Source organism: Streptomyces sp. NPDC096132 (assembly GCF_044763345.1).
In the GTDB taxonomy this organism is placed as follows: domain Bacteria; phylum Actinomycetota; class Actinomycetes; order Streptomycetales; family Streptomycetaceae; genus Streptomyces.
In genome coordinates, this window is record NZ_JBIWGA010000024.1 from 37,883 (window position 1) to 53,580 (window position 15,698).

13 protein-coding genes and 1 pseudogene are annotated in these 15,698 nt (G+C 72.7%); 5 read left to right on the forward strand and 9 right to left on the reverse strand.

What is annotated here, in order from left to right; all coding sequences use genetic code 11:
- Together ACIRF9_RS39925 and ACIRF9_RS39930 are read right to left on the reverse strand one after the other, a co-directional pair.
- Positions 1-933 (reverse strand): annotated as a pseudogene (locus ACIRF9_RS39925) (hypothetical protein); the annotation flags it as partial.
- A gap of 155 nt (positions 934-1,088) precedes the next feature.
- Positions 1,089-1,340 (reverse strand): helix-turn-helix domain-containing protein, encoded by a 252-nt coding sequence (locus ACIRF9_RS39930; protein ID WP_403832851.1) that lies wholly within the window; start codon positions 1,338-1,340, stop codon positions 1,089-1,091.
- 32 nt (positions 1,341-1,372) lie between these two features.
- Here ACIRF9_RS39930 and map point away from each other — a divergent pair, with 32 nt between their 5' ends.
- Entirely contained in the window at positions 1,373-2,143 is a 771-nt protein-coding gene (gene map / locus ACIRF9_RS39935) for a type I methionyl aminopeptidase (protein ID WP_403832853.1), read from the forward strand.
- Between the two features lie 118 nt (positions 2,144-2,261).
- The gene (locus tag ACIRF9_RS39940) at positions 2,262-4,805 is read left to right on the forward strand and encodes an ATP-dependent Clp protease ATP-binding subunit (RefSeq protein ID WP_403832855.1); all 2,544 of its coding nucleotides are present in this window, start codon (positions 2,262-2,264) and stop codon (positions 4,803-4,805) included.
- Here ACIRF9_RS39940 and ggt read toward each other — a convergent pair.
- Positions 4,800-6,611: a gamma-glutamyltransferase gene (gene ggt, locus ACIRF9_RS39945; protein ID WP_403832857.1), complete on the reverse strand. Its 1,812-nt coding sequence runs from the start codon at positions 6,609-6,611 to the stop codon at positions 4,800-4,802. The two genes, ACIRF9_RS39940 and ggt, sit on opposite strands and share 6 nt — an antisense overlap.
- Positions 6,612-6,754: 143 nt before the next feature.
- On the opposite strand from ggt, the gene ACIRF9_RS39950 reads away from it, so the two are divergent.
- Together ACIRF9_RS39950 and ACIRF9_RS39955 are read left to right on the forward strand one after the other, a co-directional pair.
- Positions 6,755-7,501, forward strand: a complete 747-nt coding sequence (locus ACIRF9_RS39950; RefSeq protein ID WP_403832859.1) for a hypothetical protein — start codon at positions 6,755-6,757, stop codon at positions 7,499-7,501.
- 98 nt (positions 7,502-7,599) lie between these two features.
- Positions 7,600-9,153, forward strand: a complete 1,554-nt coding sequence (locus tag ACIRF9_RS39955) for an alpha/beta fold hydrolase (RefSeq protein WP_403833068.1) — start codon at positions 7,600-7,602, stop codon at positions 9,151-9,153.
- Between the two features lie 164 nt (positions 9,154-9,317).
- Here ACIRF9_RS39955 and ACIRF9_RS39960 read toward each other — a convergent pair whose 3' ends face one another.
- Together ACIRF9_RS39960 and ACIRF9_RS39965 are read right to left on the reverse strand one after the other, a co-directional pair.
- Positions 9,318-10,061, reverse strand: coding sequence for an amino acid ABC transporter ATP-binding protein (locus ACIRF9_RS39960; protein ID WP_403832862.1), 744 nt, complete (start codon positions 10,059-10,061; stop codon positions 9,318-9,320).
- Between the two features lie 134 nt (positions 10,062-10,195).
- The gene (locus ACIRF9_RS39965) at positions 10,196-10,615 is read right to left on the reverse strand and encodes a DUF6278 family protein (protein WP_403832864.1); all 420 of its coding nucleotides are present in this window, start codon (positions 10,613-10,615) and stop codon (positions 10,196-10,198) included.
- Between the two features lie 164 nt (positions 10,616-10,779).
- Between ACIRF9_RS39965 and ACIRF9_RS39970 the strand changes: the two genes are divergently transcribed.
- Complete coding sequence (locus tag ACIRF9_RS39970) at positions 10,780-12,513, forward strand: SGNH/GDSL hydrolase family protein (RefSeq protein WP_403832866.1); 1,734 nt, start codon at positions 10,780-10,782, stop codon at positions 12,511-12,513.
- A 48-nt stretch (positions 12,514-12,561) separates the two neighbouring features.
- On the opposite strand, the gene ACIRF9_RS39975 is transcribed toward ACIRF9_RS39970, so the two are convergent.
- From ACIRF9_RS39975 to ACIRF9_RS39990, 4 genes are all read right to left on the reverse strand, one after another.
- Positions 12,562-13,341, reverse strand: coding sequence for an exodeoxyribonuclease III (locus tag ACIRF9_RS39975; protein ID WP_403832869.1), 780 nt, complete (start codon positions 13,339-13,341; stop codon positions 12,562-12,564).
- A gap of 30 nt (positions 13,342-13,371) precedes the next feature.
- Positions 13,372-14,007 (reverse strand): MBL fold metallo-hydrolase, encoded by a 636-nt coding sequence (locus ACIRF9_RS39980; RefSeq protein ID WP_403833071.1) that lies wholly within the window; start codon positions 14,005-14,007, stop codon positions 13,372-13,374.
- Between the two features lie 44 nt (positions 14,008-14,051).
- Positions 14,052-15,356: a 4-carboxymuconolactone decarboxylase gene (gene pcaC / locus ACIRF9_RS39985; RefSeq protein WP_403832872.1), complete on the reverse strand. Its 1,305-nt coding sequence runs from the start codon at positions 15,354-15,356 to the stop codon at positions 14,052-14,054.
- Between the two features lie 86 nt (positions 15,357-15,442).
- A complete protein-coding gene (locus tag ACIRF9_RS39990) occupies positions 15,443-15,673 on the reverse strand; it encodes a hypothetical protein (RefSeq protein ID WP_403832874.1) in 231 nt (76 codons plus the stop codon).
- Positions 15,674-15,698: the final 25 nt, after the last annotated feature.

Sequence of the window (15,698 nt, forward strand, 5' to 3'; positions counted from 1 at the left end):
TCCGGGGCGAGTTCCTTCCGTGCCGTAGGCGGAGGAGCCCGGGCCGGTCGCGGGTCGGCTTCCCTCGGTGGCGTATGCGGAGGAGCCCGGCCCCGACCCAGGACGGGTTCCCTCCGTGCCGTAGGCGGACGAGCCCGGTCCGGGGCGAGTTCCTTCCGTGCCGTAGGCGGAGGAGCCCGGGCCGGTCGCGGGTCGGCTTCCCTCGGTGGCGTATGCGGAGGAGCCCGGCCCCGGTCCGGGACGGGTTCCCTCCGGGCCGTACGTGGGGGCGCCGGTGGCGGTCGTGGGGTTCTGCCCGGGTCCGGTAGCGGCTCCGTGCGTCGGCGCAGGACCGTACCCGGGGGCGGTGGGTGTCTGTGGCCCGCGCGCGGGGTCGGGGGCGGGCCGGCGTACCGGATGGGCGGCGCCGAGCTGCCCCTCCCCCGCACGCCGGTCCAACTCGGCCATGCGGTACCGAAGTTCGGCGCAGCGGGCGACGGCGCGTTCATGGTCGTCGTGGGCCCAGGCGAGATCGAGGCGGATGGCCTCGGCGTCCTCCTGGGTGGCCGCAGCGGCGAGCAGGCGGCCCAGTTCGGCCTGGCGTTCGGCGGCGTAGCGCTGTTCGCGGAGCATGACGTCGAGGCGGTCGCCGAGGGCGTCGCGGCCGCCGGGACGGGCGTCGTAGGCGGTGAGCGCGCCGGCGTGGAGGGACCGCGCGCGGTCCGCCTCCTGGACGGCGGTCGGGGTGCCGTACTCGGCGGCGAGGTCCTGGAGCAGGGCCTCCACGACGTCCCAGGGCGGCACCTCACGCCCGTCGAGGCAGGCCTGCATGCCGTCGGGATCGCGCTGCCAGAACACCGCGCACCATCCGGCGCCCTGATCGAGGCGCGCCAGCAGTCCGTTCAGGTAGTTCGCGAACTCCCGAACCCGGCCCGGGAGTTGATCCACACCCATCGCTCGACTCCCGCCCGACCGGAACACTCCGGTCCGTAGAAAACACCAGCCGTGTTACGGCTGGGCTACGACGAGTTTTCAAAGGGGACGCGGTACGCACCTTGCTCGATCTTGACCTGAAAGCGCCTACCGCCCCCGAGCCCCCGTGGACGGCCTCACACGACGGCCAACGCACACCGCCCGGCCAGCTCGTCCATGGACAGTCCGAGCGCTCCGGCGAGCGCGGCGACGGTGAAGAACGCCGGGGTCGGGGCCCGGCCGGTCTCGATCTTGCGGAGGGTCTCGGCGGAGATGCCCGCGCTCGCCGCGACGTCGGTCATGCTCCGGCCGCCGCGCGCCTCACGGAGCAGCTGCCCGAGCCGCTCGCCGCGCTCACGCTCTTCTGGGGTCAACGGGGTACGCACCATGCCGTCATTCTAATACCGGTATAGTAATTGGCATGGTGGAACTGAAGACGAAGGCGTCGATCGACGCCATGTACGAGGCCGGCCAGGTCGTCGCACGGGCCCTGACGGCGGCACGCAAGGCCGCCGACGTGGGCGTCTCCCTGCTGGAGCTGGACGAGGTGGCGCGGGACGTGCTGCGGGAGGCGGGCGCGGACTCGCCCTTCCTCGGTTACCGGCCGGCGTTCGCGCCGACCCCGTTCCCGGCGGTCATCTGCGCCTCGGTGAACGACGCGATCGTGCACGGCATCCCCACCCGCTACCGGCTGCGCGACGGCGACCTGCTCTCCGTCGACTGCGGCGCGCTGCTGGGCGGCTGGGCCGGCGACTCCGCGATCAGCTTCACCGTGGGCAGGGCGCGCCCGGCGGACGTCCGGCTGATCGAGACGGCGGAGCGTGCCCTGGCGGCCGGCATCGGGGCGGCGACCGTCGGCAACCGCATCGGCGACATCGCCCACGCGATCGGCGCGGTCTGCCGCGCGGCCGGCTACGGCGTCCCCGACGGCTTCGGCGGCCACGGCATCGGCCGCCACATGCACGAGGACCCCCCGGTCCCCAACGAGGGCCGCCCCGGCCGCGGCCTGCGGCTGCGTCCCGGCATGGTGCTGGCGATCGAACCGATGCTGATCGCGAGCGGCAAGGACGGCTACCACGAGGCCCCCGACGGCTGGACCCTCAAGACGAACGACGGCTCGAGGGCGGCCCACGCGGAACACACGGTGGCCGTCACGGAGGAAGGGCCGAGAGTACTGACCGAGCGACGCTAGGGCGGTACCGCCCCCGCAGGACATGCCGCCCCCCAACGAACGTGCAATCGTGGTGTAGCCCGGCACGGACAGGGCACCCGTCGGCACCGGCACCTGCACGTCGATCGATCGGAACGCCATGACCAGCGGCTACACCGGCCCGGAGGGCTACGGCGACCCCTTCGGTGAATTCCTGGCCCGCTTCTTCGGCGGGCCCCGCCCCGGCCCCCGCCAGATCAACATCGGCCAGCTCCTCAGCCAGCCCGCCAGGGAGCTGGTCCAGGGCGCGGCACAGTACGCCGTCGAGCACGGCAGCCGCGACCTGGACACCGAGCACCTGCTGCGCGCGGCCCTCTCGGCGGAGCCGACCCGCAGTCTGCTGAGCCGGGTCGGGGCGGATCCCGACTCCCTGGCGGCGGAGATCGACAAACGGTCGGGCCCGGTCCAGCACCCGCCGGGCGAGGCACCGCCGCCGACCTCGCTGTCCCTCACCCCGGCCGCCAAGCGCGCCCTGCTGGACGCGCACGAGCTGGCCCGCTCCCGCGGGGCGGGGTACATCGGCCCGGAGCACGTGCTCAGCGCCCTCGCCGCGAACCCGGACTCCGCGGCCGGGCACATCCTCAACGCGGCCCGGTTCGCGCCCACCGGCCTCCCGCCCGAGGCCCCGGAGACCGCGCAGGCCCACCCCGAACGGCAGCGCCCCACCGGCACGCCCACCCTGGACAAGTACGGCCGAGACATCACCGAGCTCGCCCGGCAGGGCCGTATCGACCCGGTGATCGGGCGGGACGACGAGATCGAGCAGACCATCGAGGTGCTGTCCCGGCGCGGCAAGAACAACCCGGTGCTGATCGGGGACGCGGGCGTCGGCAAGACCGCCATCGTGGAGGGGCTGGCCCAGCGCATCGCGGACGGTGACGTGCCGGATGTGCTGGACGGCCGCCGGGTGGTCGCCCTGGACCTGCCCGGGGTGGTCGCGGGCACCCGCTACCGCGGCGACTTCGAGGAGCGCCTCAACAGCATCGTGGGCGAGATCCGCGCCCACTCCGACCAGCTGATCGTGTTCATCGACGAGCTGCACACGGTCGTCGGCGCGGGCGGGGGCGGCGAGGGCGGCTCGATGGACGCGGGCAACATCCTCAAGCCGGCCCTGGCGCGCGGCGAGCTGCACATCGTCGGCGCGACGACGCTGGAGGAGTACCGGCGGATCGAGAAGGACGCGGCGCTCGCCCGCCGCTTCCAGCCCATCCTGGTGCCCGAGCCGTCCGTCGCCGACGCGATCGAGATCCTGCGCGGACTGCGCGACCGCTACGAGGCCCATCACCAGGTCCGCTACACCGACGAGGCGCTCGTGGCGGCGGTGGAGCTGTCGGACCGCTATCTCACCGACCGCAGGCTGCCCGACAAGGCGATCGACCTGATCGACCAGGCGGGGGCCCGGGTGCGGCTGGGCGCGCGCACCAAGGGCACGGACGTACGGGCCATGGAGCGCGAGGCCGAGCAGCTCGCCCGGGACAAGGACCAGGCGGTCGCCGACGAGCAGTACGAGCAGGCCACCCAACTACGGGACCGTATCGTCGAGTTGAAGAAGCGCATCGCGGACCAGACCGGCGAGGAGGCGCCCGAGGAGGGGCAGCACCTGGAGGTGACCGCGGAGGCCGTCGCCGAGGTGGTGTCCCGGCAGACCGGCATCCCGGTCGCGAGCCTCACCCAGGAGGAGAAGGACCGGCTGCTGGGTCTGGAGGAGCATCTGCACCAGCGGGTCGTGGGCCAGGAGGAGGCCGTACGGGTCGTCTCGGACGCGGTGCTGCGCTCACGCGCGGGGCTGTCGAGTCCGGACCGGCCGATCGGCAGCTTCCTCTTCCTGGGCCCGACCGGCGTCGGCAAGACCGAGCTGGCCCGCGCGCTCGCGGAGGCCCTGTTCGGCAGCGAGGAGCGCATGGTCCGGCTGGACATGAGCGAGTACCAGGAGCGGCACACGGTCAGCCGGCTGGTGGGCGCCCCGCCCGGGTACGTCGGCCACGAGGATGCCGGGCAGCTCACCGAGGTGGTGCGCCGGCACCCGTATTCGCTGCTGCTGCTCGACGAGGTGGAGAAGGCACATCCGGACGTCTTCAACATCCTGCTGCAGGTCCTCGACGACGGGCGGCTGACCGACTCCCAGGGCCGGACGGTCGACTTCACCAACACGGTGATCGTGATGACCAGCAACCTGGGTTCGGAGGCGATCGTCCGGCGCGGTGCCGGCATCGGCTTCGGGTCGGGCGGTGCGCAGGCGGACGAGGAGGCGCGGCGCGAGCAGATCCTGCGGCCGCTGCGGGACCACTTCCGGCCGGAGTTCCTCAACCGCATCGACGAGATCGTCGTCTTCCACCAGCTCACCGGCGACCAGTTGCGGCAGATCACCGACCTGTTGCTGGAGAAGACGCGGCGGCTGCTGCACGCACAGGGCATCGGTGTCGAGTTCGCGGCCGAGGCGGTCGACTGGCTGGCCGAGCGCGGCTACCAGCCGGAGTACGGCGCCCGTCCGCTGCGCCGCACCATCCAGCGCGAGGTCGACAACCAGCTGTCCCGGCTGCTGCTGGACGGCCGGGTCAAGGACGGTGACCGGGTGCGGGTGGAGGTCGAGGACGGGCGGCTCGCGTTCCGCACGGAGCCGCCCACCCCCGTCGCGGAGCTATGACGCGGGGTACACCACCTGCGCCGAGCCGCCGCCGCGCCGTACGGTCTCGGCGGCGGCCAGCCACTTCCCGCCCGGCAGCCGCTGTACGCCCGTCGCCGCGCCGATCTCGGCGTTCAGCCTGAACGAGTGCCCGATCGCCTCCAGTTGCGACCGCAGGCTGCCGCTGCTCGTGTCGTTGTAGAGGGCGGGTTCCATCTCCGTCTGGGCGGCGTTGCGCTGGCTGACGCGCGGCGCGGCGATCGCGTCGACGAGCGGCAGGTCCCGGTCGAGGAACTCGGTGAGGGTCTGCAGCACGGTGGTGATGATGGTCGCGCCGCCGGGCGAGCCGAGCGCCACCACGGGCTTGTCGTGGCGGTCGAGGACGATCGTCGGGGAGATCGAGGACCGCGGCCGCTTGCCCGGGCCCGGCAGGTTCGGGTCGTGCACGGCCGGGTTGGCCGGGGCGAAGGAGAAGTCCGTCAGCTCGTTGTTGAGGAGGAAGCCACGGCCGGGGACGGTGATGCCGCTGCCGCCGGTCTGCTCGATGGTGAGCGTGTAGGCGACGACGTTGCCCCACTTGTCGGCCACCGTCAGATGCGTGGTGTTCTCGCCCTCGTACGTCGTCGGCGCGGCCGTGCCGCCGGTGGCGCAGGCGGCCGGGTCGCGCGGGTCGCCGGGCGCCACGGGGCTGGTGAGCACCGCGTCGTCCTTGATGAGGCAGGCGCGCGAGTCGGCGTACCTCTGCGACAGCAGTTGCTTCGTCGGTACGTCCTCGAAGGCGGGGTCGCCGACCCAGCGCCCCCGGTCGGCGAACGCGATCCGGCTCGCCTCGATGAAGTGGTGCAGGTACTGCGTCTCGCTCGCCTTCGAAAGGTCCGTGTCCTCAAGGATGTTGAGGGCTTCACCGACCGTCGTGCCGCCGGAGGACGAGGGCGCGATGGAGTAGACGCCGAGGCCCCGGTACGTGGTCTTCGTGGGCGCCTGGAGCTTGGCGCGGTAGGCGGCGAGGTCGTTGGCCGACAGCTTGCCGGGGCGCGCCTTCCAGCCGGAACCCGGGTCGACCGGCGGGTTGTTGACGGTGTCGACGATCTCCTCGCCGAGGTCGCCCCGGTAGATCGCGGAGACGCCCTTCTTCCCCAGTTCCGCGTAGGTCCGCGCGAGGTCGGGGTTCTTGAACGTGGAGCCCACGACGGGGAGTTGGCCGCCGGGCAGGAACAGCTTCGCCGTGTCCGGGAAGTACCGGAAGCGGGTCTCGTTGGCGGCGGTCTGGGAGCGGAAGGTGGTGTCGACGGTGAAGCCGTCGCGGGCGATGCGCTCGGCCGGCGCGAGGACCGTGCCCAGCTTCTTGCTGCCCCACTTGTCGAGGGCTCTCGCCCAGGTGGCGGGGGTGCCCGGGGTGCCGACGCCGAGGCCGCTGCTGACGGCGTCGGCGAAGGCGAGCGGGGAGCCGTTCTCCAGGAAGAGACCCGAGTCGGCGGTCAGCGGGGCCGTCTCACGGCCGTCGATGGTGTGCACCGTACGGGACTTGGCGTCGTAGTAGACGAAGTAGCCGCCTCCGCCGATGCCGGAGGAGTAGGGCTCGGTGACGCCGAGGGCGGCGGCGGTGGCGACGGCCGCGTCGACGGCGTTGCCGCCCTTCCTCAGCACCTCGATGCCGGCGGCGGAGGCGTCCGTGTCGACGCTGGCGACGGCACCGCCGTAGCCGACGGCGACGGGGACCTTCTCAACGGCCGTTCTCTGTGCGGCGGGTGGCGCTGCCGCCCCCACCGTGACCACGGCGGCCGAGACCGCCAGGACCGACAGTTTCCGCGCGACAGGGCGACGCATCCATACCTCCAGTCCAGGACCGTCCGCGCAGCGTAACCACATTCGGGGGGCCTCGACAGGCACCTTCCGGGCACTGTCATACGACTGCCACACCTCGAACACGGGTACGTCAAAGGCGTGCCCGACCGCTACCATGCGCGGCCATGAACGACGACGTGCGCAACATCGTCCTGGGGGTCATCGCGACCGGTCTCAGCGCCGTGCTCGGCTGGGTGGCCCGCACCTATCTGTGGCGGCGGAAACTCCGGCGCAAGCAGGCGTTCTTCGGGCTGCCGGAGAACTCGGAGTGCCTGCTCGTCGTCAACCGCGACGCGGGCAGCCCGGACCTCGCGGTGCACCGCCACGACGTGTTCGCGCTCCTGGAGCTCGCCGCGCTCATCAAGGACTGCGGGGCGGGCGCCGAGGTGGTCACCCAGGACGCGGCCCGGCAGGGGTTCGGGGAGCGGACGGAGTTCTGCGTCGGCGGCCCGGGGTCGAACCGGCGCATGGCGGCGCACCTCCAGGCCATGCTGCCCGGGGTGCGCGTCAACACCGACCGGGAACCGGGCCCGGACCGGCTGGCGTTCCAGATCGGCACCGAGAACTACCGCATGGACACGGGCGTCACCGAGTACGTGCTGCTGGCCCGGCTCACCGCGGGTGCGCGGCGCGCGGGGCGGCCGGTGTTCCTGTTCTGCGGGCAGCGCGCCATCAACAACCAGGCCGCCACCCGCTATCTCGTCCGCAACCACGAGCGGTTGGCGCGCAAGCACGGGAACAACTCCTTCGTCCTGCTCCTGAAGGTGATCAACTCCCAGGCGTACGGCCCCGATGTCGTCGAGCTGGTCGAGGACGTGACGCGGGCCGCGCAGGCGCCCCTGCCGGGCACCACAATCGTTACTGCCACGTAACTTACCGACGGGTTACCTCCGGTAAAGCCACGCGGTTACCGTCGGGTCACTTTGCATTGGCGCACGTCGAGGAGTGACCCGTGGGACTTCAGCACCGCATGGCCCTGCGTACGACCGCCGTCGGCGCCGTCTCCGCGACCCTGATCGCCGGCGGCGTCCTCGGCCTCGCCCCCGCCGCGCGGGCCGCCGGCAACGGCGTCCGGTTCGTCGACATCGCCGGGGACGGCGGCACGGTCCTCAAGGCCAACGTGGTCACCCCCGCCGGCGCCGACGGCACCCGCCGCTACCCGCTGATCGTGCTCCCCACCAGCTGGGGCTTCCCCCAGGTCCAGTACCTCGCACAGGCGCAGCAGCTCGCCGACGACGGCTATGTCGTGCTCAGTTACAACGTGCGCGGCTTCTGGCAGTCGGGCGGCGAGATCGACGTGGCCGGTCCGCACGACGTGGCCGACGCCGCCAAGGTCGTCGACTGGGCACTCGCCAACACCCCTTCCGACGCCCGGCACATCGGCATGGCGGGCGTCTCCTACGGGGCCGGGATCAGCCTGCTGGCCGCCGCGCACGACCCGCGCGTCAAGGCCGTCGCCTCGCTCAGCGGCTGGGGCGACCTGATCGACTCGATCTACTCCGGCCGCACCCAGCACCTCCAGGCAGCCGCCGTGCTGGACACCGTGGGCACGGTCGCCGGGCGGCAGAGCGCCGAGTCGCGGGAGGTGTTCTCCGCCTTCTACTCCTCCGACCTGTCGAAGGAGAAGGACGTCGTCGCCTGGGGGAAGAAACGTTCCCCCGCGACCTACCTGGACCAGCTCAACAAGAACGGCGCGGCCGTGCTGCTCGCGGGCGCCTGGGGCGACACGATCTTCCCGCCCAACCAGTCGGCCGCCTTCTACGAGAAGCTGACCGGCCCCAAGCGGCTGGAGCTGCGCCCCGGCGACCACGCGACCGCCGAGCTGACCGGCCTGTTCGGGCTGCCCAACGACGTGTGGACGGACACACGGCGCTGGATGGACCACTACCTCAAGGGCGTGGACAACGGCATCGACCGCGAGCAGCCCGTCCGGGTCAAGTCCCGTTCCACGGGCGGCTACGAGGGCTACCCGGACTGGAAGTCGGTGGGCGCGACCCGCGAGAAGATCGCCCTCGCCGGTACGGCCACGGTCCACACGAACGTCGACTCGGGCGCCGACGGCGGGATCGTGTTCCTCTCCAGCATCCTCGACCAGATCGCCCAGGCGCCCCCGGTCGCCGCGATCCCGCTGCTCCCCCGGTACTGGGCCGCCGTATGGCAGTCGCAGAAGTACACCACGGCCCAACAGGTGCGCGGCACGGCCCGGTTGCACACCACCGTCACCCCGACCGCGGAGAGCGGCACCCTCGTTGCTTATATGTATGACGTGGGCCCGCTCGGGCTCGGCAAGCTGGTCTCCCACGCGCCGTACACCTTCCACGGACGTACGCCCGGAAAGCCGTTCGGTCTCGACCTGGAGCTGTTCTCGACGGCTTACGACGTCCCGGCGGGGCATCGGCTCGCCCTGGTCGTCGACACGGTCGACCCGCTCTACATCGAGCACAACCCGTCCGGCGCGCGGCTGACCTTCTCCTCGCCGGCGACCGACCCGTCGTACGTGTCGATCCCGCTGCGCGAGCAGTGATCTCCGACCGGCGCCGGCCGGGTAGGGCTCTTCGACTGCCGCCCCCTACGGCCGGGTTGCCGCGGAGGGTCCCCCACCACCTGGCAGCAGCGTCCCCGGTTCTGCCGCGGCGGCGGTCGCGACCCCGGTTTCGGGGGATGAACGGCCCATTCTAGTCGCCCCCTTCAATGCTTGAGAATCTTGGACAGAAAGTCCTTGGCCCGGTCGCTGCGCGGGCTGGTGAAGAACTCGTCGGGGGTGCGGTCCTCGACGACACGGCCGTCGGCCATGAACACCACGCGGTTGGCGGCCGACCGTGCGAAGCCCATCTCATGGGTGACGACGATCATGGTCATGCCGTCCCGGGCGAGTTGCCGCATGACCTCCAGCACCTCGTTGATCATCTCCGGGTCGAGGGCGGAGGTGGGCTCGTCGAACAGCATCGCCTTGGGCTCCATGGCGAGGGCGCGGGCGATCGCCACGCGCTGCTGCTGACCGCCGGAGAGCTGGGCGGGGTACTTGTCGGCCTGGTCGGCCACGCCGACGCGGTCCAGGAGGGCGCGGGCCTTCTCCTCCGCCGCCTTCCTGTCCGTCCTGCGGACCTTGATCTGGCCCAGCGTGACGTTCTCCAGGACGGTCTTGTGCGCGAACAGGTTGAACGACTGGAAGACCATCCCGACGTCGGCACGCAGCCGGGCCAGCTCCTTGCCCTCCTCCGGCAGTGCCTTGCCGTCGAGCAGGATCTCGCCGGACTGGATGGTCTCCAGCCGGTTGATCGCCCTGCACAGCGTCGACTTGCCCGACCCCGAGGGGCCGATGACCACGACCACCTCCCCCCTGCCGACGACGAGATCGATGTCCTGCAGAACGTGCAGCTCACCGAAGTACTTGTTGACGTCTCGCAGCTCGATCAATGGATCGACGGCCATCGGCAGCCCTACTCACTCTCAGCTGTGTCGTGGTTGCCGCAAACTATCCAGCGCGGCCCGAACCCAGGACACGACACGCACCGTTCGGACATAAGCCGTATTTACGTCGAGCTTATGTCCGCTGCGTACGAGGCTCAGGCTTCCGCCACCTCGCCGTACAGCTGGGACAGTTCGGGAACACCGTTCGCCGCCCACTCGTGGCCGGCCGTCACGACGTCGAACTCCCGCCCCGACAACAGCCGGACGACGGGCTGCCCGTCCGCCCGGAAGTCCCACGCGGCGCCGGGCACGGTCCGCACGATGACGGTGCCCAGGTAGAGCCCGGCGTCGTTGCCGAGCCAGGGCAGGACCTCCTCGTCGTCGCGCCAGCGCGGCACGAGCTGGTCCAGCGCCTCCAACGAGGCTGCGGTGTCGTCGAGTCCGATCCCCGCCCGGGCCGCCTGAGAGCGCAGCAGCTCGCATTCGGAGAGGAGATCGGCGACCCCCTCGGGGTCCGCGGCCAGGACCGCTTCGCCGTGCTTCTTGCGCCTGTTGCCCAGGAAAGGGATGTTCATACGTCCAGCGTGTCATTCGCACCGACGTACGCACCACAGGCGCGCTGGCCCGCGCTTACGGTCGAATTCACGCCGCCGCCACGCATGGCGCGTTGACCGGCGCGCGGCCGGTGCCTAGCGTCGCGAGGCGCTGTTGGCTGCCGGTGTGCGGGAGGAGTCGGGACGTGCGCCGACGTGTCCGGGTGTTCCCCCTGGTCCTCGCCCTGTGCGGGCTGTTCCTCGCGCCCGCGCGGGCGGCGGCCCTGCCACCGCCGCCGGTGCCGCTTCCGCTGGAGGCGCTGTACGACGGCACGGCCCTGGCCGACCTCGACGGTACGGGCGCCCATCTGCCGGCGTCGGACCTGGCGGCCGCGGGCTGGACGCCCGGCCGGGCCCTGACCGTCCAGGGCGCCCGGCTGACCTGGCCGAACCGCCCGCCGGGCGCCCCCGACAACGTCCGTGCCGCCGGGCAGAGCGTGCGGGTCGGCGGGCGCGGCGACGCCCTTGCCTTCCTGGTCACGAGCACGGGCGGCCGGGAGGCGGGCGGCGCGGGCAGCGTCACGTACGCCGACGGCTCCCGCTCCCCGTACCGGCTCACCGCCCCCGACTGGCGCACCGGCCCGCTGGCCACCAAGGCGCTCGCCCTGCCGCACATCGGCACCCCCGACGGCCCGCTCGCCGAGCGGGCCCGGCTGTACGTCGTGACGGTCCCGTTGGCGCGGGGGCGCGAGGTCGCCGCGGTGCGGCTGCCGACCGCCCCGCGTCTGCATGTGTTCGCGCTGGCCGTGCGGAACTCCTCGCCGGGCTGGACGGGGACCTGGGCGGCGGCGACGTCCGGGCGGCCGGCGGTGGGGCCGTGGACCGACCGGACCCTGCGGCTGGTGGTGCGCGTCTCGGCGGGCGGCCGGTGGGTGCGGCTGCGCTTCGACAACGCCTTCGCCTCGGCACCGGTGCGCGTCGGGGCGGCGACGGTGGCGGTGCGGTCGGCGGGCGCGGTGGCGCTGACCGCGCCGGTGCGCCTGTCCTTCGGGGGCGCGCGGGACGTCGAGCTGCCCGCGGGGGCGCAGGCGGTCAGCGATCCGCTCGCCTTCGCGGTGCCCGAGGGGGCGGATCTGCTGGTGAGCCTCCATCTTCCGGGCACGGTGGCGTCGGTGCCCTGGCACGGGCTCGCGGTGCAGCGGTCGTACCTGAGCGGGCCCGGTGACCACACGGCGGACCCGGACGGGGCGGCGTACACCTCCACGATCGGCTCCTGGCCGCTGCTGACCGGCGTGGACGTGGGCGGCGGGCCCGGCTCCGTGGTGCTGCTGGGGGACTCGATCACCGACGGCGACCGGTCGACGGTGGGCGCCGACCGGCGCTGGCCGGACGCCCTCGCGGCCCGCCTGCGGCGGCAGCACGCGGTGCCGCGCTACGGCGTGCTCAACGCGGGGATCGCGTCGAACCGCGTCGTGAGCGACCGCTACCCGGGCGACGGGCTCTCGACGGTCGGCGGCGGGGTCAGCGCGCTGCACCGGCTCGACCGGGACGTGTTCGCGCAGACCTCGGTGCGGACGCTGGTCGTGTTCGAGGGCATCAACGACCTGCGCGACGGCACCGCGGCCGTCGAGGTGATCGCCGGACTGCGGGAGATCGCCGACCGTGCGCGGGAGCGCGGGGTGCGGGTGCTCGGGGCGACCCTGCTGCCGTGCGGGGGCTCCGCGCGGTGCACACCGGCCGTCCAGGCCGAGCGGGCCGCGGTGAACGCGTGGATCCGGGACGCTGGAACGTTCGACGGCGTCCTCGACTTCGACCGCGCCCTGCGCGACCCCGCCGCCCCGACGCGCATGCTGCCCGTGTACGACAGCGGGGACCATCTGCATCCCGGGGACGCGGGGTACGCGGCCCTCGCGCAGGCCGTGGACCTCCGGCTGCTGTGAGGGCTCCGCGGGCGGTGCGGGCTCCGGGAACGGTGAGGGCTCCGGGGGCTACACGTCCAGGTCGACGACGACCGGCGCGTGGTCCGAGGCGCCCTTGCCCTTGCGCTCCTCGCGGTCGACGTAGGAGTCCTTGACGGCCTTCGCGAACGGTGCGTTGCCGTAGACCAGGTCGATGCGCATGCCGCGGTTCTTGGGGAAGGCCAGCTGGCGGTAGTCCCAGTACGTGAACGGGTGGTCGTACTTCAGGGGCCGCGGGACGACGTCGGACAGGCCGGCCTCACGCAGGGACGTCAGGGCGGCGCGCTCGGCCGGGGTGACATGGGTGAGGCCCTCGAAGGCGGCCACGTCGAAGACGTCGTCGTCCGTCGGGGCCACGTTGTAGTCGCCGAGGACGGCGAACGGGCGGCTGCCCGCCGCGTCGCCCGCGACGGCCGCCTTCAGCGCCTCGAACCACTGCAGCTTGTAGGCGTAGTGCGGGTGGTCCACCTCCCGGCCGTTCGGCACGTACACCGACCAGACGCGGACCGGGCCGCAGGTCGCCGAGATCGCCCGGGGCTCCTCGGAGCCCTCGTAGCCCGGGTCGCCGGGCAGGCCCTTGACGACGTCCTCGATGCCGACGCGGGAGATCACCGCCACGCCGTTCCACCGCCCGGTGGCGTTGACCGCGGCCTCGTAGCCCAGCTCGCGCAGCTGGTCGAACGGGAACTGCGCCTCGGCCAGCTTGGCCTCCTGCAGGCAGAGCACGTCGGTGCCGCTGCTCTCCAGCCAGGCGAGCAGCCTCGGCAGGCGGGCGGTGATCGAGTTGACGTTCCAGGTCGCGATGCGCATGCCTCACAACCTACCGGGCGCCACTGACACTCACAGTGCCGTGCTCTCCCCCGGCGCCAGCCGCAGGTGCTCGGAGCCGCCGAGGGCGCCGATCTGGCGGTCGTAGATGGGGCGGGCGAGGTCGGTGAGAAGGGCGTCGTGGATGTCGTAGGCCCGCTGCGGCTTCACCTCGCGCACGTAGTCGATGACCTCGGAGATCTTGTTCCAGGGGGCCATGACCGGGAGCATCAGCGTCTCGACGGCGTGGCCGGGGACGGTGAGGGCGTCGCCGGGGTGGAAGACGCGGCCGCCGTCGATCAGGTAGCCGACGTTGGTGATGCGCGGGATGTCCGGGTGGATGACGGCGTGCAGTTCGCCGTGGACCTGGACGTCGAAGCCGGCGGCGGTGAAGGTGTCGCCGTGGCCGACGGTGTGGACGCGGCCCGGGAAGGCGGCCGAGAGCTTCTCCGCGACCGACCTGAGGGTCCAGATCTCGGTGGCCGGGTCGGCGTCCATCGCGACCCGCAGCCGCTCCTCGTCGAAGTGGTCGGGGTGTTCGTGCGTGACCAGGATCGCGTCGGCGCCGGCGGCCGCGTCCTCCTCGCTGAATCCGCCCGGGTCGAGGACGAGCGTGCGCCCGTCCTTCTCGAGACGGACGCACGCGTGCGACTTCTTCGTGAGCTTCATGGTCGTCATGGGATCCATCCTGCCCCCGGGCGACGGGCCGGCGCTCACTCGGTCGGGGTGGTCTCCTCGCGGATGATCCGCTGCGCCACCCGGAAGGCGCTGTTCGCCGCCGGCACACCGCAGTAGACCGCCGCCTGGAGCAGCACCTCCTTGATCTCGTCCGGGGTGAGGCCGTTGCGCAGGGCGGCCCGGGTGTGGAAGGCGAGTTCGTCCAGGTGGCCGCCGGCGACCAGCGCGGTGAGCGTGACGCAGGAGCGGGAACGCCGGTCGAGGCCGGGACGGTCCCAGATCTCCCCCCAGGCGTAGCGGGTGATGAACTCCTGGAAGTCCCCCGAGAAGTCGTCGGCCTGCGACAGCGCCCGGTCCACGTGCGCGTCCCCGAGGACCTCGCGGCGCACCTTCAGTCCGGCGTCGTACGGGTCGGGACGGCCCATGACCTGCGGCGGCTCGACGACGGGCGCGGGCGCGATCTCGGCGATGGGCACCGCCTGCGGGGGCGCGGTCACGACCGCCCGGACGGGGATGCCCGGGACGGCCGTCTGTCCGGTGCTCGACTCGTGGGCGGCCTGCCAGGCCGTGGAGAAGTGCCGCACCAGCAGGTCGGTGACGGCGGCGGGCTGCTCCACCGGGACCAGGTGGGAGGCGCCGGGTACGACGGCCAGGCGGGCGTCCGGGATGCCGGCGACCAGGGTGCGCGCCTCGGCCGGGCCGGTCACCTGGTCGTCGGAGCCGACCAGGACCAGGGTGGGGACGCCGACCTGGCCGAGTTCGGCGCGCACGTCGAACGCGGCGAGCGCCTCGCAGGCCGCGATGTAGCAGCCGGGGTCGGTGGTGCGCACCATCTGCACCGCCCACTCGGTGATCGCGGGCTGTGCCGCCGCGAACCCGCCGGTGAACCAGCGGTCGGGCGAGGTCCGGGCGATGGGGTCGAGCCCGTTCGTCCGGACGATCACCCCGCGCTGACGGAACTCGTCCGCCGTGCCGAACCGCGGCGAGGCGGCGATCAGCGCGAGCGAGGCGACCCGCTCGGGACGGCGCAGCGCCAGCTCCACGCCCACCGCGCCGCCGAGCGCGCAGCCCGCGTAGCCGAAGCGCTGCACGCCGAGGCCGTCGAGCGTGGCCAGCAACCGCTCGGCGAGATCGGCGACGGAGCCCGCCGGGTAGGCCGGAGCGCCGCCGTGGCCGGGCAGGTCGTAGCGGAAGATCCGCCACTGCTGGGCCAGCTCGGGGACCTGACGGTCCCACATGTGCCAGGTGGTGCCGAGCGAGGGGCCCAGGATCAGGACCGGGGCGTCGTCCGGGCCGTCGAAGCGGTACTGGAGGGGGGCGGGGCTCTGCGTCTCACTCACCGCTCCACGCTAACCGTCCTTTCTCACACTCCGGTCACGGGCCCCCGCGTCTGCCCGCGTGGCACCCCGACATCACCGGCGAACTCTCACACCGCCTTCACCGGATGCCGTACCACGGCATCGAACAGATGGCCCTGGGTGTTGTGGACGGTGGTGTAGGGCTGCGTACGGCCCGCGCTGTGGGTCCCCCGCGCCGGCAGGGTGTACGCGCCCGGCGTCGGCGGCCGCCAGTCGGTGGGCCAGCGGACCCGGCCCGGGGAGGGGACCGGGACGCGTACGGGGTGGCCGTGGTCGTACGGCAGCGGCTCGCCGTTCATCCTGCGGCCGGCCCGAGGTAGGCGG

Bases quoted from the DNA above. Each gene is read 5' to 3' on its own strand.
- ACIRF9_RS39930 (WP_403832851.1), bottom strand. From the start codon at position 1,340: ATGGTGCGTACCCCGTTGACCCCAGAAGAGCGTGAGCGCGGCGAGCGG.
- map (WP_403832853.1), top strand. From the start codon at position 1,373: ATGGTGGAACTGAAGACGAAGGCGTCGATCGACGCCATGTACGAGGCC.
- ACIRF9_RS39940 (WP_403832855.1), top strand. From the start codon at position 2,262: ATGACCAGCGGCTACACCGGCCCGGAGGGCTACGGCGACCCCTTCGGT.
- ggt (WP_403832857.1), bottom strand. From the start codon at position 6,611: ATGCGTCGCCCTGTCGCGCGGAAACTGTCGGTCCTGGCGGTCTCGGCC.
- ACIRF9_RS39950 (WP_403832859.1), top strand. From the start codon at position 6,755: ATGAACGACGACGTGCGCAACATCGTCCTGGGGGTCATCGCGACCGGT.
- ACIRF9_RS39955 (WP_403833068.1), top strand. From the start codon at position 7,600: ATGGCCCTGCGTACGACCGCCGTCGGCGCCGTCTCCGCGACCCTGATC.
- ACIRF9_RS39960 (WP_403832862.1), bottom strand. From the start codon at position 10,061: ATGGCCGTCGATCCATTGATCGAGCTGCGAGACGTCAACAAGTACTTC.
- ACIRF9_RS39965 (WP_403832864.1), bottom strand. From the start codon at position 10,615: ATGAACATCCCTTTCCTGGGCAACAGGCGCAAGAAGCACGGCGAAGCG.
- ACIRF9_RS39975 (WP_403832869.1), bottom strand. From the start codon at position 13,341: ATGCGCATCGCGACCTGGAACGTCAACTCGATCACCGCCCGCCTGCCG.
- ACIRF9_RS39980 (WP_403833071.1), bottom strand. From the start codon at position 14,007: ATGAAGCTCACGAAGAAGTCGCACGCGTGCGTCCGTCTCGAGAAGGAC.
- ACIRF9_RS39990 (WP_403832874.1), bottom strand. From the start codon at position 15,673: ATGAACGGCGAGCCGCTGCCGTACGACCACGGCCACCCCGTACGCGTC.